19 protein-coding genes are annotated in these 19,407 nt (G+C 70.3%); 7 read left to right on the plus strand and 12 right to left on the minus strand.

The features are described 5' to 3' along the window. Nucleotides 1–127: 127 nt before the first annotated feature. The 4 genes from pdhA to ACZ5XZ_RS28990 are packed head-to-tail and all read left to right on the plus strand — an operon-like array spanning nt 128 to nt 3,702. On the plus strand, nt 128–1,063 hold the full coding sequence (gene pdhA / locus ACZ5XZ_RS28975) for a pyruvate dehydrogenase (acetyl-transferring) E1 component subunit alpha (RefSeq protein WP_468983145.1): 936 nt from the start codon (nt 128–130) through the stop codon (nt 1,061–1,063). 2 nt (nt 1,064–1,065) lie between these two features. Beyond that, nucleotides 1,066–2,070, plus strand: coding sequence for an alpha-ketoacid dehydrogenase subunit beta (locus tag ACZ5XZ_RS28980; RefSeq protein ID WP_468983317.1), 1,005 nt, complete (start codon nt 1,066–1,068; stop codon nt 2,068–2,070). A gap of 1 nt (nt 2,071) precedes the next feature. Beyond that, nucleotides 2,072–3,448: a 2-oxo acid dehydrogenase subunit E2 gene (locus ACZ5XZ_RS28985; protein WP_468983148.1), complete on the plus strand. Its 1,377-nt coding sequence runs from the start codon at nt 2,072–2,074 to the stop codon at nt 3,446–3,448. Then, the gene (locus tag ACZ5XZ_RS28990) at nt 3,445–3,702 is read left to right on the plus strand and encodes an acyl carrier protein (RefSeq protein WP_468983150.1); all 258 of its coding nucleotides are present in this window, start codon (nt 3,445–3,447) and stop codon (nt 3,700–3,702) included. Before ACZ5XZ_RS28985 ends, ACZ5XZ_RS28990 begins: the two co-directional genes overlap by 4 nt. Before the next feature lie 19 nt (nt 3,703–3,721). Here ACZ5XZ_RS28990 and ACZ5XZ_RS28995 read toward each other — a convergent pair whose 3' ends face one another. From ACZ5XZ_RS28995 to ACZ5XZ_RS29025, 7 genes are all read right to left on the minus strand, one after another. Continuing rightward, on the minus strand, nt 3,722–4,594 hold the full coding sequence (locus ACZ5XZ_RS28995; RefSeq protein WP_468983153.1) for a universal stress protein: 873 nt from the start codon (nt 4,592–4,594) through the stop codon (nt 3,722–3,724). Then, nucleotides 4,591–5,259, minus strand: coding sequence for a CBS domain-containing protein (locus ACZ5XZ_RS29000; protein WP_468983156.1), 669 nt, complete (start codon nt 5,257–5,259; stop codon nt 4,591–4,593). The genes ACZ5XZ_RS28995 and ACZ5XZ_RS29000 overlap by 4 nt, the downstream gene beginning before the upstream one ends. A 137-nt stretch (nt 5,260–5,396) precedes the next feature. After that, complete coding sequence (locus ACZ5XZ_RS29005; protein WP_468983159.1) at nt 5,397–6,770, minus strand: Ni/Fe hydrogenase subunit alpha; 1,374 nt, start codon at nt 6,768–6,770, stop codon at nt 5,397–5,399. After that, a complete protein-coding gene (locus tag ACZ5XZ_RS29010; protein ID WP_468983161.1) occupies nt 6,767–7,546 on the minus strand; it encodes an NADH-quinone oxidoreductase subunit B family protein in 780 nt (259 codons plus the stop codon). The genes ACZ5XZ_RS29005 and ACZ5XZ_RS29010 overlap by 4 nt, the downstream gene beginning before the upstream one ends. Nucleotides 7,547–7,556: 10 nt before the next feature. Next, a complete protein-coding gene (locus tag ACZ5XZ_RS29015; protein ID WP_468983164.1) occupies nt 7,557–8,381 on the minus strand; it encodes an FAD/NAD(P)-binding protein in 825 nt (274 codons plus the stop codon). Next, the gene (locus ACZ5XZ_RS29020) at nt 8,378–8,860 is read right to left on the minus strand and encodes a cyclic nucleotide-binding domain-containing protein (protein ID WP_468983167.1); all 483 of its coding nucleotides are present in this window, start codon (nt 8,858–8,860) and stop codon (nt 8,378–8,380) included. Before ACZ5XZ_RS29020 ends, ACZ5XZ_RS29015 begins: the two co-directional genes overlap by 4 nt. Continuing rightward, nucleotides 8,857–10,011 (minus strand): 4Fe-4S dicluster domain-containing protein, encoded by a 1,155-nt coding sequence (locus tag ACZ5XZ_RS29025; protein WP_468983170.1) that lies wholly within the window; start codon nt 10,009–10,011, stop codon nt 8,857–8,859. Before ACZ5XZ_RS29025 ends, ACZ5XZ_RS29020 begins: the two co-directional genes overlap by 4 nt. A gap of 182 nt (nt 10,012–10,193) precedes the next feature. Here ACZ5XZ_RS29025 and ACZ5XZ_RS29030 point away from each other — a divergent pair, with 182 nt between their 5' ends. After that, nucleotides 10,194–10,700 (plus strand): hydrogenase maturation protease, encoded by a 507-nt coding sequence (locus ACZ5XZ_RS29030; RefSeq protein ID WP_468983172.1) that lies wholly within the window; start codon nt 10,194–10,196, stop codon nt 10,698–10,700. A 228-nt stretch (nt 10,701–10,928) separates the two neighbouring features. Next, nucleotides 10,929–11,213, plus strand: a complete 285-nt coding sequence (locus ACZ5XZ_RS29035) for a DUF1876 domain-containing protein (RefSeq protein WP_430975343.1) — start codon at nt 10,929–10,931, stop codon at nt 11,211–11,213. A gap of 52 nt (nt 11,214–11,265) precedes the next feature. Here the strand turns inward: ACZ5XZ_RS29035 and ACZ5XZ_RS29040 are convergent, their stop codons facing one another. Next, nucleotides 11,266–12,159, minus strand: coding sequence for a universal stress protein (locus ACZ5XZ_RS29040; RefSeq protein WP_468983176.1), 894 nt, complete (start codon nt 12,157–12,159; stop codon nt 11,266–11,268). A 254-nt stretch (nt 12,160–12,413) separates the two neighbouring features. On the opposite strand from ACZ5XZ_RS29040, the gene ACZ5XZ_RS29045 reads away from it, so the two are divergent. Then, the gene (locus ACZ5XZ_RS29045; protein WP_468983177.1) at nt 12,414–14,132 is read left to right on the plus strand and encodes a sensor histidine kinase; all 1,719 of its coding nucleotides are present in this window, start codon (nt 12,414–12,416) and stop codon (nt 14,130–14,132) included. A 34-nt stretch (nt 14,133–14,166) separates the two neighbouring features. On the opposite strand, the gene ACZ5XZ_RS29050 is transcribed toward ACZ5XZ_RS29045, so the two are convergent. The 4 genes from ACZ5XZ_RS29050 to ACZ5XZ_RS29065 all read right to left on the minus strand — a co-directional run bounded on the left by ACZ5XZ_RS29050 (nt 14,167) and on the right by ACZ5XZ_RS29065 (nt 19,368). Then, the gene (locus ACZ5XZ_RS29050; RefSeq protein ID WP_468983180.1) at nt 14,167–14,874 is read right to left on the minus strand and encodes a response regulator; all 708 of its coding nucleotides are present in this window, start codon (nt 14,872–14,874) and stop codon (nt 14,167–14,169) included. Between the two features lie 305 nt (nt 14,875–15,179). Continuing rightward, entirely contained in the window at nt 15,180–15,770 is a 591-nt protein-coding gene (locus ACZ5XZ_RS29055; protein ID WP_468983182.1) for a CBS domain-containing protein, read from the minus strand. Between the two features lie 55 nt (nt 15,771–15,825). Then, nucleotides 15,826–18,525 (minus strand): bifunctional acetate--CoA ligase family protein/GNAT family N-acetyltransferase, encoded by a 2,700-nt coding sequence (locus ACZ5XZ_RS29060; RefSeq protein WP_468983185.1) that lies wholly within the window; start codon nt 18,523–18,525, stop codon nt 15,826–15,828. A gap of 156 nt (nt 18,526–18,681) precedes the next feature. Further along, nucleotides 18,682–19,368: a CBS domain-containing protein gene (locus ACZ5XZ_RS29065; protein ID WP_468983187.1), complete on the minus strand. Its 687-nt coding sequence runs from the start codon at nt 19,366–19,368 to the stop codon at nt 18,682–18,684. Nucleotides 19,369–19,407 lie beyond the last annotated feature (39 nt).

The following is a 19,407-nucleotide window of genomic DNA, read 5'->3' on the forward strand; positions in this document are numbered from 1 at the left end:
GACGCCGAGCGGCCTCGGCGACGCACATGCCACAGCCAACGCGTCCCGGGCCAGGGCAGGTCAGCGGACCGCTGCGCCGACGGCTCGTGCAAGCCGCGGTGAACACCGCGCCGCCCTGCTGACAGCCATGCTGCGCATCCGCCGGTTCGAGGAACGCTGCGTCGAGCTCTACAGCGCCACGAAGATCCGCGGCTTCGTCCATCTCTACATCGGGGAGGAGGCCGTCGCCTGCGGCATCAACGAGGCGCTGACAGCGGACGACGCCGTCGTCTCCACCTACCGGGAACACGGCCACGCACTCGCCCGCGGCATCCCCGCCGAGGCGGTGATGGCGGAGATGTACGGCAGGACCACCGGCTGTAGCGGAGGGCGTGGCGGCTCCATGCACCTGTTCGACGCTGCCCGGCGGTTCTACGGCGGCAACGCCATCGTGGCCGGCGGTATCCCGCTGGCCGCCGGGCTGGCACTCGCCGATCACCTGCGCGGGCTGCCGCGGGTCACCTGCTGCTTCTTCGGCGACGGCGCCTTCGCCGAAGGAGAGTTCCACGAAACGGCGAACCTGGCTGCGCTCTGGGGCCTGCCTCTGCTGCTCATCTGTGAGAACAACCTCTATGCCATGGGCACGGCCGTGGAGCGGCACGAGGCGCAGACCGACCTGGCCATGCGCGCCGGGTCGTACGGCATGGTGGCCTGGGCCGTTGACGGTATGGACGTCGAGGCCGTCGAGCGTGCCGCGCAGCGGGCCACGGAGGCGATCAGGGGCGGCTCCGGGCCGCACTTCCTCGAAATGCGTACCTACCGCTTCCGCGCGCACTCCATGTACGACCCCGACCGCTATCGCGACAAGGCGGAAATCGAGCGGTGGAAGCAGCAGGACCCACTCGACAGGCTCACGGGACGCATGCGGGAGGACGGCGAGCTGGACGATTCCGAGCTCGCGGCGACGGAGAGCCGGGTGAGCGACGAGCTCGACCGTGCGGTCGAGGCGGCGGAGCGTGCGCCGCAGGAACTGGTCGAAGACCTGACGCGCCACGTGACCGGAGGAGCCGCGGAGGTGGGATGACGATGGTGGACACCGCCGAGCGCACGAAGGAGCCGGAAACGACGTACCGGGAAGCCCTGCGCGAGGCGCTGCGAGAGGCGTTGCGCAGCGATGACCGGGTCTTTCTGATGGGTGAGGACGTCGGATGGTACGGCGGCTGCTTCGGCGTCAGTCTCGGCCTGCTGGAGGAGTTCGGCCCGGAGCGCGTTCGCGACACCCCGCTGTCGGAGTCCGCTTTCGTGGGCGCCGGCATCGGGGCCGCCCTCAACGGGATGCGGCCCATCGTCGAGATCATGACCGTGAACTTCAGCCTGCTCGCCCTCGATCAGATCCTCAACAACGCCGCCACATTGCTGCACATGTCCGGCGGCCAGCTCGCGGTCCCCTTGGTGATCCGGATGACCACCGGCGCCGGGCGGCAGTTGGCCGCCCAGCACTCGCACAGCCTGGAGGGCTGGTACGCGCACATCCCGGGCATCCGCGTACTGGCTCCGGCCACCATCGACGATGCCCGGTACATGCTCGCCTCCGCGCTCGCCGACCCCGACCCGGTGCTGCTCTTCGAGCACGGCAGCCTGTACAACGCCACCGGCTCGCTCAGCCCGGCTCCCGACGACGCCTCGGATCTCGACCACGCCGCGGTCCGGAGGGCCGGCACCGATCTCTCCGTCATCACGTACGGCGGATCGTTGCCGAAGGCCCTGGCCGCGGCGGACGAGCTGGCCGCCGAAGGGCTCAGCGCCGAAGTGATCGATCTACGGACCCTGCGACCGCTGGACAACGCGGCCCTGGCTTCCTCTGTGGCCCGTACCCACCGGGTGGTGATCGTGGACGAGGCATGGCGCACCGGCAGTCTGGCGGCTGAGGTGTCCGCTCGGATCACCGAGCGCTCCTTCTACGAGCTGGACGCACCGGTGGAGCGCGTCTGCAGTGCGGAAGTGCCTATTCCGTACGCCCGGCAGCTTGAGGAAGCCGCGCTCCCGCAGACCGCCGACATCGTCGCGGCGGCATACCGGGCGGTGGACTGACATGGCCGAGTTCGTGATGCCCTCGCTCGGCGCCGACATGGACGAGGGAGTACTCCAGGAATGGCTGGTGGGGCCCGGCGATCAGGTGGCCAGGGGGGACCCGGTCGCGGTCGTCGAGACGGCGAAGTCCGCGGTCGAGGTGGAGTGCTTCGAGACCGGCACGGTGAGCCGGCTGCTCGTGGAGCCGGGCACAACGGTACCGGTGGGCGCACCGCTCGCACTCATCGAACCGGTGTCGCCCAAGTCCCGGCCCAAAAAGCACGGTGGAGGGAAAGAGGCTGCCGCACCTCCGAAGAAGGCCGGTGTGGCCGCACGGACCGGGCGAACCACGGCGCCGCTGGAGACGGCAGCCGTACCCCAAGCCGCTCCCCCGTCCGCCGGCGGCGGACCCGCCGAGGCCGGACCGCTGATCCGGCATCTTGCCGAGCGGAGCGGTATCGATCTGCAGACGCTCCACGGTTCCGGACCTGGCGGGCGCATCACCCGTACCGACATCGACCTGGCCGTCGGCTCCGTGTCCCGGCCGCCGCGCGTACGGGCAAGTCCGCTCGCCCGGCGGCTGGCCGCCGAACTCGCCGTCGACCTGGCTTCTTTGACGGGCAGCGGTCGGCGCGGCGTCATCCGGGCTGCGGACGTGCGCAGGGCCGCCGAGGGTGCCCCGCCTGTGCCCTCCCCTGCCCGCCGCCCTTCTCCCACCCAGCCTCCCCGAGGCGACTCGGCTGGCGCACGCCGGGCGATCGCCGGGCTCATGGCACGCGCGAACCGCGAGGTGCCGCACTACTACCTGGCCACGACGGTCGACATGGCCGCGGCGATGGACTGGTTGCACGCACACAACCGGCGCGCCGCGCTCGACGAACGGCTGCTGCCCGCAGCCCTGCTCCTGAAGGCGACAGCGCTGGCGGCTCGGGAAGTACCGGACCTCAACGGATTCTGGAACGAGGACCATTTCACGCCGGGCGACGGCGTACACCTCGGAGTTGCCGTGTCGCTGCGCGGCGGCGGACTCGTCGCGCCCGCCCTGCGCGACGCCGACGGCCTCGGCCTCACGCAGCTGATGTCCCAGTTGAAGGACCTGGTTGGCCGCGCCCGCGGCGGCCGGCTGCGCGGCTCCGAAGTGTCCGAGGCGACGCTCACCGTCACCAGCCTCGGCGATCAGGGCGTGGAGACCGTCTTCGGTGTGATCTATCCGCCCCAGGTGGCGCTGGTCGGCTTCGGCCGCGTCGTCGAGCGGCCGTGTGCCGCGGACGGAATGCTCGGAGTGCACCCCCAGGTCACGGCCACCCTGTCCGCTGACCACCGGGCGACCGACGGTGTCACTGGCGCCCGCTTTCTGACGGTCGTCGACCGTCTTTTGCAGCATCCGGAGGAGCTATGAATCGCGACGAGGCACTGGACGTGGTGCGGGACGCCATCGAGCAGGTTATCCCGGGAGCCGACGTCGGCGCGCTAAGGCCCGACAGCACGTTCAGGGACGCCCTCGAAATGGACTCACTGGACTTTCTGAGCTTTATCGAGATCCTCAGTAGGCGCACCGGAATCCGTATCGACGACGAGGACACGCCTCGCCTGACCACCCTGGACGGTTGTACTCAGTTCCTGGTCGAACGTACCCAGGGCGCGCCTCTGTGAGGTCGCGTGGGGTCCGCTGTCACACAGCCTCCCGCGGGACGACCACCAGCGGGCCGGGCGCCAAGTGCGAGAGGGTGCGGCTGGTCGAACCGAGCACCATGCCGCGGAAACCGCCCACCCCGCGTGATCCCACCACCAGACAGCGTGCGGCCGCGGCCGCCTCGGCCAGCTTCACCGCCGGGCTTCCCATCAGCACCTCGTGCCGCACCGCGACCTGCGGGTACTTCTCCGGCCAGCCGGCGAGCGCCTCGGAGACATCGATATAGGACTCCTGCAGGTCCTCGGGCCAGTCGCCGTAGCGCGGTCGCCGTACCTGCACCGCCAGCAGTTCCGCACCGCACGCCGCCGCCTCCTCGAAGGCGAACGACACCGCAGGGGCCGAGGCCGCGGACCCGTCCACCCCCACCATGACGGGCCCGGAGGGTGCGCCCGCGTGCGTCGGCTCCAGCGCGAGCACGACCGGGCACGGAGGATGCCCGACGAGCGCCGGTCCCACCCCGCCGAAGGTGAAGGCCTCGCCCGGCCCGGACACCCGATGAGCACCGACCACCAGCAGGGAGGCGTCCTCGGCGACGTCACGAAGAACGGCTGCCGGGCGTCCGTCGAGCACCCGCGTGATGATCTGCAGCCCCGGCACCCGCATCTCCGTCGACTCCCGGAAGCCCTCCAGCAGCGACTGCCCGGTAGCCCGGAAGTGCGATGCCCATGCCTGGTCCGGTGAGTCGTGCCGGTCTTTCGGGGCGGCGCCGGCAGGCCACTCCTGAGCATGTACCAAGCACAACGGCCGACCCCGCCTGGCTGCGGCATCCGCCGCCCAGTCCACTGCTCTCTGAGCCGTCGCGGAGCGGGAAACCCCCACCACCACCGGTTCGTACACGTCGTGGCTGCTCATGCTCCCTCTCCTTCCTGAGTCCGCTCCCATGCCGGCTGGGTCGGCTCCACTTCCTTTTGCCGCTCCGTGGCGGTGTCGTCCCGTACCGACGTGAGCCGGTCAATCACCTCGACCACGCCGTCGACGCTTTCGCACAGCCGGACGGCGATGGGGACGAGCGATGTGCGCTCCAAGGTGCCGCTGAGCGTCACCGTGCCGCCGGCGACATCCACTGTGACGGCGGACGGTGCGAGACCCAGCGTCCGCGTCAGCACGTCCTCCAGGATCTCCTCCTGGATGGCACGGTCACGCCGCAAGAAGAGCTGCAGGAGGTCGCTGCGGCTGATCACCCCGATGAGACGGCCGGAGTCGTCGACCACTGGCAGTCGCTTGACCTTCTTCTCCTCCATGGTCCTGGCGGCCCGAACCACGCTCCACCCGGGCCGCGCCACCACGGCCGGGCTCGACATGAGCGCCTCGGCGGTGCCGGGCCCCGGCTTCGTGATCTGCCTGCGCAGCAGATCGGCCTCGGACACCACGCCTACCGGCCGCTCGTTCTCGTCGAGGACCGGTACAGCGGTGATGTCGTACTCATCAAGCAGGTGCGCGATCTCCCGGAACGAGGTGCCGGGCTGGACGGCGACCGCGTTGGGCGTCATCAGGTCGGCAACGTCGCGGTGCCTCATCTGGCCAGTCCCTCCGGGTCGCCTAGGCCGGTTCCGTACGGCTCCCGCCACGAGGGAGCCCCGTGCTCACGAGCCTGCCTCGCCCGAGGCTCCACCAGTAGGGCCGGGTGGGACCTGGCAAGGTCTGGTGGGCCCTGTCAGGCATGGCGTTCGACGGTCAGGTCGAGGAAATGCGCGGAACAGGAGATGCACGGATCGTGATTGCGGATCACCCGTTCGCACAGGGTGGTCAGCTCGTCGTCGGTGGGGGGACTGCCGGCGCCGAGGCGTTCTTGCACCGTGCGGCGCAGGTCTTGTTCGATCGCGGCCTGGTTCTGGGCGGTCGGCGGGACGAGGGCGGCCTCGGCAACAGTTCCGTGGGGGTCGAGGGTGTAGCGGTGGTAGAGGAGGCCGCGGGGTGCCTCCGTCGCACCATGTCCGGTTCCTGCCCGTGCCGGTACGTCGACACAGGGGCTGGGCGGAGGTTCGTAGGCGTCGATCAGGCGCAGGGCCTCGCCGACCGCGTACAGCACCTCGACGGCGCGGACGACGATGCTGCGATACGGGTTGCGGCACACCGTGCCCTCTCGTGGGTCCCCCAGTCCGGTCTCCTGGGCGACCTGGAGGACGTCGGGCGGTAGCCAGCGGCCGCTGATGGCGTAGCGGGCGAGCGAGCCGGTGAGGTGACGGCGCCCGTCGAGCAGGGAGTGCAGGGCGGTCGAGTGCGGCACCTGGGTCTCGACGACATGATCGGGGAACGTGGGAAGCGCGAAGCTACGGGTGGGCAGCGCACGGTCGGTGTCCGCGGGCAGGTCGGCGGAGCTCGGGGCGGCCATCGTGGTGGGGGTCCCGGAGTCGATGGCGTAGGTGCCGGTTTCGGCGAGTGCGAGCAGTTCGGTGTCGATGCCGGCGTCGGGGAAGTCGAAGCCGGCGACCCAGCGCACGGTCGCCTCCGCGTCGTCCCGGGCGCGCTTCAGCCGTTCGGCGAGGGGCCGCAGTTCCGACGTGGCCGGTACGCGGTGGAAGCCGCCGAGTCGTACGTTGACCGGGTGGATGGCGCGGCCGCCGAGTAGTTCCATGATGGCGTTGCCGGTCTGCTTGAGACCAAGGCCCCGCTCCACATCGGTGCGGTGGGTACGCGCGAGGTCGATGACGCTGTCGCCGCCCAGGAAGTCGGGGGCGTGCAGCAGGTAGATGTGGAGGGTCTGGCTCTCGATCCACTCACCGCAGTAGAGGAGCCGACGCAGCGCGGCCAGTTGCCCGTCCACGACGATGCCGCAGGCGTCCTCGACCGCGCGGCAGGCGCTCATCTGGTAGGCGACGGGGCAGATGCCGCACACCCGCGAGGTGAGGTCGGGCGGCTCGGTGTAGGAGCGTCCGCGCAGGAACGCCTCGAAGAATCGCGGAGGTTCGTAGATCCTCAGCTGAGCCGCGGCCACATCGCCGTCGTGGATGCGCAGATGCAGCGCGCCCTCCCCTTCGACCCGGGCGAGCGATTCCACCCGCAGCACCTTCGATTCGCGGGGGGTCACTCGGAAAGTTCCTTCCGTGCGGCCGCCTCGAACTCCGGCGCGGCGGTGTTGAACGTACTCAGCACCCGCACCACGTCCAGCGTGTCCATGCCGTCACGGCGCAGCAGCGGGATGAAGGAGGGGAAGTTGGTCGAGTTCGACGGGCCGAAGCAGCCATAGCAGCCCCTGTTGAAGGTGGGGCACAGCGCGCCGCAGCCGGAGTGGGTGACCGGTCCCAGGCAGGGGGTGCCGTGCGCGACGGTCACACAGACGGTGCCGCGCCGCTTGCACTCGAAGCACACGCTGTGGGCGGGCACATCGGGCGTGCGGCCGGCCAGGAACGCGGTGATGACCTCGATCAGCTGACCGCGGTCGATGGGGCAGCCGCGTAGTTCGAAGTCGACCGGGACGTGTGCGCTGACGGGGGTGGAGGTGGCGAGGGTGTCGACGTAGTCCGGTCGGGCGTAGACGGCGGCCTGGAACTCGGCGACGTCGGCGTAGTTGCGCAACGCCTGGACGCCGCCCGCGGTCGCGCAGGCGCCGATGGTGACCAGACGGCGGGAGGCGGCGCGGATCCGCTGGATCCGCTCGGCGTCCTGCGCGGTCGTGACCGAGCCTTCGACCAGTGACAGGTCGTACGGTCCCGGCCCGGGCACGCTGGACGCCTCCAGGAAGTAGGCGATCTCCACCCGCTCGGCGATGCCGAGGAGTTCGTCCTCGCAGTCGAGCAGGGTGAGCTGGCAGCCGTCGCAGGAGGCGAACTTCCACACCGCCAGCTGCGGGCGCCTTTCATACATCGCCGCCATGTCACAACTCCCGTACGACAAGGAGGGGTTCGGCCCGGGACCAGGTGACGACCGGCCCGTCGCGGCACAGCAGCAGCGGGCCGAGCTGGCAGTGGCCACAGTGCCCGGTGCCGCAGTGCATGGTGCGCTCCAGGGAAACCCGGATCCGGTCCGGTGCGAGACCTCGGTGGACGAGGTCCCGGGCGGTGGCCCGGATCATCACCTCGGGCCCGCAGATGAAGGCGGTTGCGCTGGCTGGATCGAACTCGGCCCGGTCCAGGAGGTCGGTCACCACACCGACGTCGCCCTGCCACTGTTCATCAGGGCGGTCGACGGTGACCTGGACACGGGCACCGGCCGCCCGCCAACCGTCGATGTCCCGGGCGCAGAGCAGGTCGCCGGGGGTGCGGGTGCCGACCAGGATGTTCAGACGCCCGAACCGCCGGGGTGCGGCAAGCGCGTCACGCACCAGCGGCCGCAACGGCGCAAGACCGAGGCCGCCGGCGACGATCAGCAGATCACGCCCGGCGTCGGCGGGCAGGTCCCAGCCGGTCCCCAGCGGACCTCGTACCCCAGCGGTGTGTCCGGGCCGGAGGTCGTGCAGAGCCCGGGAGACCGCACCGACCGCTCGGATGGTGTGGGTCAGCCGCTGCCCGTCGATGCCGCTCAGCGACAGCGGGATGTCTCCGACGCCGAAGGCGTACACCATCGCGAACTGCCCTGGGCGGAACGGCGGCAGCTCGGACGCCACGGGTTCGAGGACGATCTCGGCGATGTCCGGAGTCTCCTGCGTGCGCCCCACCACCCGGTACGGGAGCGGCACGAGTGCCGGGCGAGCGGTCGTCATGGTGCTCCCCCGTCGGACGCCACCGTCTTGTCGCCTGCCGGGCCGTACAGATCCAGCAGGCGGGTGCGGGCGGCGCGCAGCCGTCGGCCGATGGCCACGGCGGCGACGCACCGGGTCACTGCGAGACCAAATGCCGCATCCTCGTCGATGGCGGCACGGACCTGCCGCGCGTCGAACTCATACGCCTCGACCGCGCTCCGGGTCTGTGCACCCAGGTGCCATCGGTACGGATCGAACAGCCAGGACCAGCCGAGCAGTTCACCCTCGCCCAGGGTCTCGACGACCATCGCCCCGCGGCCCGGCTCGTGTACATCGAGGGCGACCAGCCCGGAGCGGATGATCCAGAACCGATCGGCCGTGCCGCCCTCGTCGAAGATGCGCCGGGCCGCGGGGATGGACACCTCGTGGGCGAAGCCGAGCAGTCGGTCGCGGTGGCCGGGTTGCAGCGCGGCCAGGAAGCCGTGCCGGCCGGCCGTCATGGTGTGGTCTCCTCCGGTCCGGCGGCGGCTTGTCGCTCCTGGTGGAGGGCGTGAGCTTCCTCGGTGATGTCGATCCCGACCGGGCACCACACGATGCACCGACCGCACCCGACACAGCCCGAGCTGCCGAACTGGTCGTACCAGGTGCCGAGCTTGTGGGTGGCCCACTGCCGGTAGCGGCTGTGGCCGGTCGCCCGTACCGGACCGCCCGGCAGATGGGAGAACTCCAGGTCGAAGCAGGACTCCCAGCGCCGCCACCGCTCGGCGTGGTCACCCGTCAGATCGGTCACGTCCTCGGCGGTGGTGCAGAAGCACGTCGGGCAGACCATGGTGCAGTTGCCGCAGGTCAGGCAGCGCGAGGCGACATCGTTCCAGCGTTCGGCCTGCAACGTGCCGCGCATCAGCATCTGGAGGTCCACGGGCGGCATGCTGCGCCCCATACGGTCGGCCGCCTCAACGACCCCCGCCTGAGCAGCGGCTACGGTCGCGCCGTCGGCGGGCCGGCGCGGGAGTTGGGCCAGCACGGATTCGCCTTCGTCGCTGCCGGCTCGCACCCAGAACCGATGGTCACCGCCGTCGACCACCTCGGTCAGCGCGAGGTCGTAGCCGCCGTCGACGGCGGGTCCGGCACCCATCGACGTGCAGAAGCAGGTGGCGCCCGGCTCGGTACACTCCACGGCCACCAGGAAAGCCCGTTGGCGGCGCGCACGATAGCGGCTGTCGGTGTGCGGGCCGCCGGCCAGTACCCGGTCCTGCACGGCGATGGCCCGCAGATCGCAGGGGCGCACCCCGAGAAAGGTGTACGACGGCGCCGGCGGGTCGTCCACGGTCACCGTCAGCGTGCCGTCGGCCCCACGCTCGGCAGTCCACTCCCGCTCTCGCTGCGGATGCAGATAGGTCTTCCACGACTGCGGTCCCGCACTGTGCGCGAAGGCGGCGCCGTCTTCGCGACGCCGCACCCGGTAGTGCCCGGCCTCCAGCTCGACACCCCAGCCGTACGGCAGTTCGTCGCCGCCGGCGATCTCGGCCAGCACGATCGCCCCGTCGCGTGCGGTCGGCCCAATGACCGTACGTCCACGGGCGGCGAGCACGCGGATCAACGCGTCCAGCCCGTCCGTGCCCATCACCGCGGTGGTTCCGTCGCCCGTCATCGCCCGCCTTCCGGCATGGATCATGCCAACGCGGCCAGTATGTGCTCGCGCTGGTACGGGGCGTTGCCGACGGTCCGCGCAGTGGCCCATACGGCCCCCTCCGTCCCCCGGACGGGCCCGGGTGCACCCCAAACCTGCAGCAGAGCCGCCGCCTGGCCACGGAGGGGAAGTTTCATGGCGCCATGAAGAATTCCGCCGCCTTCGCACCGGTCGCCGTCACCGGTGTCGGCAACGACTACCGCCACGACGACGGCGTGGGCTGGGCAGTCGTGGCCGGGCTCGCGCAACGCGAGAAGCAGCGCCCGCTCCCCCATGGCACCAGGCTCACCTGCACCGACGGCGATCCGGCGCGGTTGATCAGCGCCTGGGAAGGCGTCCGCCTGGCCATCGTCGTGGACGCCGCGCACGCCCGTCCCGCCCGGCCCGGACGCGTGCACCGGCTACGGCTCGATGGCGATCTGCCGCAGGCGCCCCGCGGCGAGATCAGCTCCCACGGCTTCTCGCTGGGCGACACCGTCCGGCTCGCCCGCACACTGGACCGGCTGCCCGGAGAGCTGCTCGTCTACGCCGTCGAAGCCGCCGACACCAGCCTCGGCCCCGGCCTGTCACCGCAGGTCGCAGCCGCCGTCGGACCGCTCGTCCAACGCATCGAGGACGACATCGCACGCCTCACTCACGACGAGCGGTGATGCCGCGAACCGGCATAGCAAGCCTACGACGCGAAGACCACCGGCGCTTCGCACTCAAGGGGGGCCAGTCGGGTCCTGCCCAGGGAAGGTCAGCCCCTCCCCGCCCGCGGCGGCCTCGTCCCACAGTGGCATCGCGGGGCGCCGAACACATTGGCGGTCCGCCCCGCGGCTGCGGCGTCACCGCACAGCGCGGGACCCATGCCAGGTCGCTGACACGGGAGGCAGATCATGGCCAGGACCGGAGAGTGGGGAGTCCGGCTCTACCTCTTCGAGGAAGCCGGGACGACCAAGGCGCGCATGGTGCTCGATACCGGTACCACCTCGCTTACCGGGCACGGCAAGGCCCAGTGCAAACCGGAGGACGTGGACGTCCCGGAAATCGGCGACGAACTGGCAGCCAGCCGCGCGATGAGCGATCTGGCCGCGCAATTGCAGCAGACGGCGTACGACGACCTGGAGGGAGTGCGGGCGCATTCACAAGCAACCCGGACACAGCCCACAGAGCCGGCCTGAGCGGCCGGACCGCTGCGGGATCGCCGTACGCCGCGCATGGCCATGCACGCGCTCAGTCGTGGGGGACCACTGCGACGGGGCAGGTCGCGTGATGGATGGCGGCGTGCGCGACAGGGCCGACGCGTGGCACGAGGAGCGGGCGATGCCGCCGACGGCCGACTGCCAGAAGTTCGGCCCCGGGGGCCGTCTGGACGATGGCCCGGGTCGGGCTCTCCGGCAGCACGGTCAGCTCCACCGGCACGTCGGGGAAGCGCTCCCGCCACGGACGGATGGCATCGCGCAGCTCACCGTCCGCCTCCTTGGCGACTTCCGCCGCGACATCGGGGTCGACGCCCCAGGGCGCGTAGGCGTGGACGGGGAGCGCACGGCCGTGTACGGCCTGCAGCGGAAGTCCGCGGCTCACCGCGGCATCGAAGGCGAACGCGAGGAGTGGATCGCAAGGTCCGTTGAGGCTCACTCCGACGACGATGCGCGGGCCGGGACCATCGCGGTCGCCCGCGGCCCCAGCGCGTTCCGGCTTCGCACCGGCACCCCGGCGGACGAGGACGACCGGCCCTTCGGCCCGGCCCACCACGTCCAGGCTGACATCGCCGAGCGCAAAGCTCTCCCACATCCCCAGAGCCCGCGACCCCAGTACGACCATCCGCGACTCGTCCGCAGCACGCAGAAGCGCGGGCTCGGCCTCGGATCCCACCAGGTCCTCGATGATCTGCAGATGCGGATGGCGTTCGCGCACCTCTTCCACTGCTTGACGCACGATCCGCCGTGCCCCGGCGTTCTGGTCGCGATCGGGTGGTGTGTCCGCCGCTTCAGCAGCGAGCAGTATCCAGGCATGCAGAAGTCGCAGCACGAATTGCCGCCGGTCCGCTTCGTCAGCCGCCCACTGTGCAGCCGCCAGACTTTCTGGTGAGCCGTCGAGCCCAACGGTGATGATTTCCGGCTCCATGGGTGTCCTTCTCCCGGGTAGTGCCACGGTATATACCCATCGTCACTCGTCACCCGCGTTCTTTCAGGACGACGGTACGCCCGCTCCACGCCATCGAGCCTGCTGCGCCCTCCGTCCTCGGCCAATGAGCCAATGGGGGCTGCGAGGGGACCGCACGGCCCACGGCGCCACCTTGCTTCAAGGTGCCCACCGGCCCGCGGTCACTACCGTAGGAGGTGTGGCCGCACCCCTGGACGGCCACGCCGGAGGGCGTCGTGGGTGACGAGAATGCTGAACGGGGCGACGAGACACGGTGGCAGCTGGGTGCGCTGCCGGAAGAGTTGCGAGAACGCCTCCAGGCGGTGGAACGCAGCAAGGGTGGAGCGCCCCACCTGCTGCTCGAAGCGGTGCTGTCCGTGGGCAAGGGGCTGGAGCTGCCACAGGTCCTGCGCCGTATCGTCGAGGCCGCGGTCGCGCTTGTGGACGCCGAATACGGGGCGCTCGGTGTGATCGGTGCCAACGCCCGGCTCTCCCAGTTCCTGCCTGTCGGAATCTCCGAGGAGCAGGTCGAGGCCATTGGCAAGCTTCCGGCGGGCCACGGGATTCTGGGTGAGCTGATTCGCCACCCCCTGCCGCTACGCCTGGCCGAGCTGAGCGACCACCCCGCATCGTACGGATTCCCTCCGCACCACCCACCGATGCGATCGTTTCTCGGAGTACCGATCAAGGTCCGCGACGAGGTCTTCGGGAATCTCTACCTCACGGAGAAACGGGGTGGCGGGGAATTCGACGCCGCGGACGAAACCGTGCTGTCCACACTGGCAGTCGCGGCCGGCGTGGCCATCGAGCACGCCCGCCTGTACGAGGAAGCTCGCTATCGTCAGCGGTGGCTGGAGGCCAACGGTGAGATCGTCGCCGGTCTGCTGCCCGTCGCGGACGACACCAACGTCCTTGAGAAGATCCTGGACCACGCCGTGCGTATCCTCTCCGCCGACCTCGGTGTGCTCGCAGTGCCCGACGACGACAACATGAGGGTGGCGCTCGCCGTCGGCGTGGAGGCCGATGCCCACCGCGACCTGGTTCTTCTCCGTCACGGATCCTTCGCAGGCGCGGCGATCACGGCCGGAGGTCCATTGATCAGCCTCGATGTCGAGCACGATCCCCGCATCACCACCGGCCCACCCCGCTGGAAGGGGCTGGGACCCGCGGTCGCCGTTCCGATGATCACCGGCGAGCGGGTGCGCGGGGTGCTGTTGCTGGCCCGGCTACACGGTCGTGATCCGTTCGCCGAGCCGGAGACCGCACCGCTGCTGACATTCGCAGGTCAGGCTGCCCTCGCGATGGAGATGGCCGATCAACGGCAGGGCGCCGAACAGCTGGCCCTGCTCAAGGACCACGAACGCATCGCCCGCGACCTGCACGATCTGGCCATCCAACGACTCTTCGCCACCGGCATGACGCTGCAGAGTGCGCTGCGTTTCGTCGATCACCCGGAAGCCAGTGAACGGCTGTTGCGGGCGGTGGATGATCTGGACGAGACGATCAAGATCATCCGGTCCACCATCTTCGGGCTCCGCACCCACGACACCCCCCGGACCGCCAACGGACTGCGTGTTCGCACGGTCGCCGTGGTGGATCAGGCAACTCGCACTCTGGGCCTCACCCCAGCCCTGCACATGGAGGGGCTCATCGACACCGACGTACCGGCCGAGATCGCCGAGCAGGTGCCTGCGGTGCTCGGCGAGGCGCTGAGCAACATCGCACGGCATGCGCACGCAACCGCCGTGGACGTATCCCTGGTCGTCCGCGGCGGGAGTCTGACGCTGGCAGTCAAGGACAACGGTGTCGGCATGCCGAGAGACGGCAGGCGCAGCGGGTTGAACAACCTGGCCAAACGGGCAGAGACCCTGGGCGGCGAAATGACCCTTGAGGCACCCGCCGAAGGCGGGACGAGACTGGTGTGGCACGTACCGCTGCGCCGCCCCCCAGGGTGACGTACGCAGGGTGACGCACGCCGTACCGCACTCCTCAGCTCTGATGCGACCCGGCGGCCTCATCACGTGGCGCGGCGGCCTGCGTGGCGAGGACGGCCGCCTGGATACGCCGTTCCACACCGAGTTTGGCCAGCAGGCGGGAGATGTGGTTCTTGACGGTCTTCTCCGACAGGTAGAGGCGCTTACCTATCTGACGATTCGTCATACCCTCCCCGATCAGGCCGAGGATCTCCCTCTCCCGCGGGGACAGCCCGGACAGCGCATCCGCCTCCGGTTCCGTCTCGGTCTTCTCGCCCCGCAGGCTGCTCATCAGGCGCGTCGTGGTCGCCGGGTCGAGCATCGAGCGCCCGGAGGCAACCGTACGCACCGCGGTGACGAGGTCGGCCCCCTTGATCTCCTTCAGCACATAGCCGGCCGCGCCGGCCATGATCGCGTCGAGCAGTGCATCGTCATCGTCGAACGAGGTGAGCATCAGACAGCCCAGATCCGGCATACGCGAGCGCAGCTCCCGGCACACGGAGACGCCGTTCCCGTCCGGCAGCCGTACGTCCAGCACCGCGACATCCGGTCGCAGCGCCGGGCCGCGGGCCAGCGCATGGTCGGCCGTCCCGGCATCGCCCACCACCTCGATGTCGGGTTCGGCGTCGAGCAGGTCCTGCACACCGCGCCGGACGACTTCGTGATCGTCGACCAGGAACACCCGGATCGGCCGCTCCGGTGAGAATGCCTCCGCACTGCCCATGGCGCCCTCCGGCTGGGTGCGACGTCACCCCCGCTGTTCCCATCGTGGCTCCTGACGCGGCAGCGTGCCAGGCCGGCACGGCCCCCGCCCCACAAATTCCCAGGTGAGCCCGTTCGGCCCCGCACCCGTGCCCGCCGGACCTGCGACCCTCGGGCGTCCCAGTGGCACACTGACCAGCGGCACAGTGTCTCCGCGGTAATGACGAAAGAGCCTCCTTTGCACATCGGTGTCGATTCCGCGGGCGGCACACTCGGCAGTGCTCAGGTGCGGTGGACGGCCCCGGTCGGCACGGTCAGGACGGTCGGCTACAACGGCTGCTGGTAGGGAGCCTCGCGCCAATAGGTAAGGCGGTTGACGACCGCGGTGACGCCGTCAACCTGTCGCATCATCCATACCGCGACGGCCACTTGGCCACTGCTCTCCAGGCTCCCCGCAACGGTCACCACCCCGTCGTGGACCGAGACGTCCACACTCGTCGGACTCAGCCACAACGCCCGCACCACGATGTCGTCCATCACCTCGTCGCGGATGGCCGAGTCCGGACGGGCGAAGATCTGCAGCACGTCACGCCGGGTGAGCATGCCGACGAGCCGTGCCTCCTCGTCCACCACGGGAAGCCGCTCGACGCCGCTTGCGCTCATCAGGCGGGCCGCCCGCACCACGGAGTCGTCGGCGCGGACCGTACGTGCCGGAGCGGACATCAGCGTGCCGGCATCGAGGTCGGCGTCACTGCCGGTCCTTCTCCGCACGCGCTCCAGGTCCGTCGCGGACACGACCCCGATCACCTTGTCGTCGGCGTCCACCACCGGCAGACCGCTGATGTCGTACTCCGCCAGCCACCGCGCCATCTCCCCGGCCGGTGTCTCGCGGTACGCGCGGACGACATCCGCGGTCATGACACTTCCGACCCGTCGGCGCTTCATCTCCGGCCCTCTCCGCTCGTGCCCGGCCTCACGGCAGCCGGCGCAGGTAGGGATCGCGCGCGTGGCGCGGCAGCAGACGTACCCGGGCGTCGACGACGGTGACGGCGTCCGGCCCGGCGATGACCGGGTTGCATTCCGCTTCGGCGAGCTCGGGAAGGTCGTCGGCCATCTGGGAGAGACGTGCCAGCAGATCCTCCAGGCCCGCAACATCGGCCGGGCCGCTCCCCCGGTAGCCGAACAGCAGCGGCGCACAGCGCGGTGCGGTGAGGAGTTCATGGACGTCGGTGTCGGTGAGGGGGGCGAGGCGCGCGGCGTGGTCGGCGAGCAACTCGCTGGTGGTGCCACCGAGCCCGAAGAGGACCAGGGCTCCGAAGACGTCGTCCTGGACCACGCCGGCCAGCAACTCCGTCCCGCGGGCAGCCATCGGCTGCACAAGCACTTCGGTCATGCCGGTGCCGAGGCGGCCTGTCAGGTCACGGTAGGCATCCCGCACCTGGCGTTCGCCGCGCAGATCGAGGAGGACGGCGCCCCGCTCGCTCTTGTGGACGAGGCCGGGGCCCTGGGCCTTGAGCACCACAGCACCATCGTGTCCCACAAGGCGTGCAGCGGCGTCGACCGCTTCCTGCTCGGTGATGGCGCATGCCTGTGGCAGTCGGGGAATTCCGTAGCAGCCGAGGAACGGTTCGGTCTCTCGCGCGTCCAGCCAGCCACCGGCCGGCTCCCGCACGAGGAACGCCTCCACGAGTGCGCGTGCCCGTGGGAGGTCGACACCGGCCGGATCCACCACCCTGCCCTGTGGCCTGGTCAGCCAGCTTGCCCGCTCGGCGGCGTAAGCCAAGGCCCTGGCCGCCGACTGCGGTTCGCCGTAAGCGGGCACCGCCTTCCCGTCCTCGGTGCGGAGCAGCCGGACGCGCTCGGGCTGGTCGAGCAGCACCGCCACGAGCGGTACGTCGGAGCAGGCCTGCGGCGCCGGGGACGTCACCGCTGTGACCAGGTCAGTGCCGACAGCCGTGGCCAACGCGGTCGGCACCAGGGCCACCAGGACGGCGTCCACCGCGCCTGAACGTGCGAGCCGATCCACACACTCGCTCAGTTCCGGCACGGTCACCGCTGGCGTGGTGTCGATCGGGTTGCCGATACCGGCACCCGCCGGAAGCAGGGAAAATAGTTCTCCCTTGAGGTCCGACGGCAACTCGGGGACGGCAAGGCCCGCATCCACGCACGCGTCTGCGGCAAGCACTCCGGCGCCTCCGGCGTTTGAGACCACGGCGACCCGCCTGCCGGCGGGCAGCGGCTGGCAGTGCAGCAGCGCCGCGGTGTCCAGCAGCTCGCCGAGGGTGCGGGTGGCGGTGATGCCGGCCTGGGTGAACAGTGCCCGGCGGGTCATGGTCGGGGTTGCCGCTGCCGCCGTGTGGGAGGCAGCGGCGCGGCGGCCCGCTTCCGAGCGCCCGGCGTCGACGGTGAGCACCGGCATGCGGCGGGCGACTCGTCGAGCCGTACGGGAGAAGGCGCGGGGATTGCCGAAGGATTCCAGGTGGAGCAGCGCCAGTTCGGTCCTTCCGTCGTCCTCCCACCACTGCAGGAGGTCATTGCTGCTGACATCGCGTTTGTCGCCCAGCGAGACGAAGCTGGAGATGCCGATGCCCAAGCGGGAGAGCCCGTCGAGAAGCGCGATGCCGACTCCACCGGACTGCACGGCGACCCCTGCGGTGCCCGGCGGCGGCTTCGTCACGGCGAAGGTCGCATCCATGCGAACGGACTCTTCCGTATTGGCGATACCCAGACAGTTGGGGCCGACCATCCGCATCCCCCAGTGCCGGCATGCCCCGGTCAGCTCTGCGGTTCGACTCGCATCCAGGCCGGAGGTCACGACCACCAGCGCTCTGACTCCCGCCTCTCCACACTGGACCACCGCCTCGGGAACCGCGGCAGCCGGTATCGCGATGACGGCGAGGTCGGGCGGGTGGGGAAGGTCTGCGATGGACGCATAGGCGGGGATACGCAGCACGGCGTGGGCATGCGGGTTGACTGCGTAGAGCAGCCCGTTGAAGTGAGCCTCGCGCAGGTTGCGCAGCACGGCCCGGCCGACCGCCCCCGGCCGGGTTCCGGCACCGATCACCGCGATGGTGCGGGGGCGCAGCAACGGCTGCAAGCTGGCGGTGTCGGCGGTGCGGCCCCGGCTGTCCACCGCCGACAGATAGCGCTCGTCCGGTTCGAGCCGGACGGCCCCGCACACCGTGCCGCCTTCGTATCGCCGCGTGACGCGCAGGCCGAGGTCGGCGAAAACCTTGTGCATGAGGTGGTTGTCGGCGAGCACATCGGCGGTGAAGGTCTCCACGCCGTTCTCTCGGGCGGCGTGGACGAGGTGTTCCAACAGCAGGGTGCCCACGCCGCGGTGGTGGAAGTCGTCGGCGACCGCCAGGGCGATCTCGGCGGAGGCGGGGTCGTCGACGGACTCGTACTCGGCGACGCCGACCAGCCGGTCGCCTTGCACGGCGACCAGCGTGCGGTGACCGGGGCGAGTAGGCGCGCAGAGCCGGTCGGCGGCCTGCTCGCCGGAGCGGCGGCTCGCCAGGAAGAACCGACTGCGCAAGCTGTCCGCGGACATCTCCGCGTAGAGCCGGAGTACCTGTGCACGGTCCTCCGGGCACGCGGGGCGCAGCCGGACCGTACTTCCGTCGGCCAGCAATGCGCAGACCCCGTACGCACCGGAGGCGGTGTCAGTCATCGCAACAACCTTCCTTACCGCTCCTCCTCACGGCCCCCGCTCGTTACGATCTGCTGCGCGGCAGCTTCATCGCGAGAGCCATCCAGTGCCCTTCGCCGGGGCCGACCGGCCCTGCCACGCCCTGATCCGTGAACCCCATTCGCACAGAGCCGGCGGTCAGAGTTGCGGCTCGGCCGACGGCGGAACCGCCCCTGCCGAAGCAGCGTCCGTGACGTCGAACGTCACGTTCACGACGCCCTCGACCGCCCGCACCAGGCGTGCCGCGACGGGGATGAGCGAGACATTGCGCAATCGGCCACTGAGGGTGACCACCCCATCGGTGACGCTGACCGACAGCTCCTTCGCGGCTTCGCCGAACAGCCGGTCCACGACCTCCGTACGTACCTCCGCCGCCAGGTCCTCGTCGGAGCGCAGAAATACCTTCAGCAGGTCCGAGCGGCTCACGATGCCCTGCAGCAGCCCCTCGCTGTCGACCACGGGAAGCCGCTTCACCGACTTGTACGCCATGGTCCGCGCCGCCTGGGCGAGGGTGTCCCCGGCATGCACGGTCACGGCGGGCGTGCTCATCAGCTCCCCCGCCGTCACGGCACCGGCCTTGCGCACGGCGTCCGAGCGCCGCAGCTGCTCCATACGGTCCGGGTCCGTTTCCCGGAACTCCTCCTTGAGCAGCAGATCAGCCTCGGAGACCACACCGATCACTCGCCCCTCCCCCGCAAGCACGGGCAGAGCACTGACCTTCCACTGCTCCATGGTCTCGACGATCTCCTTGAAGCGTGCTTCCTGACCGATCGCGACCACGGTCTGCGTCATCACATCGCTGACGGTGCGCGGAGTGTGCTCCATGACGCCTCCTTGATACGGACCCCTGTCGCACGAGCTGGT

The sequence above is a fragment of the Streptomyces sp. NPDC033270 genome (genome assembly GCF_055576575.1).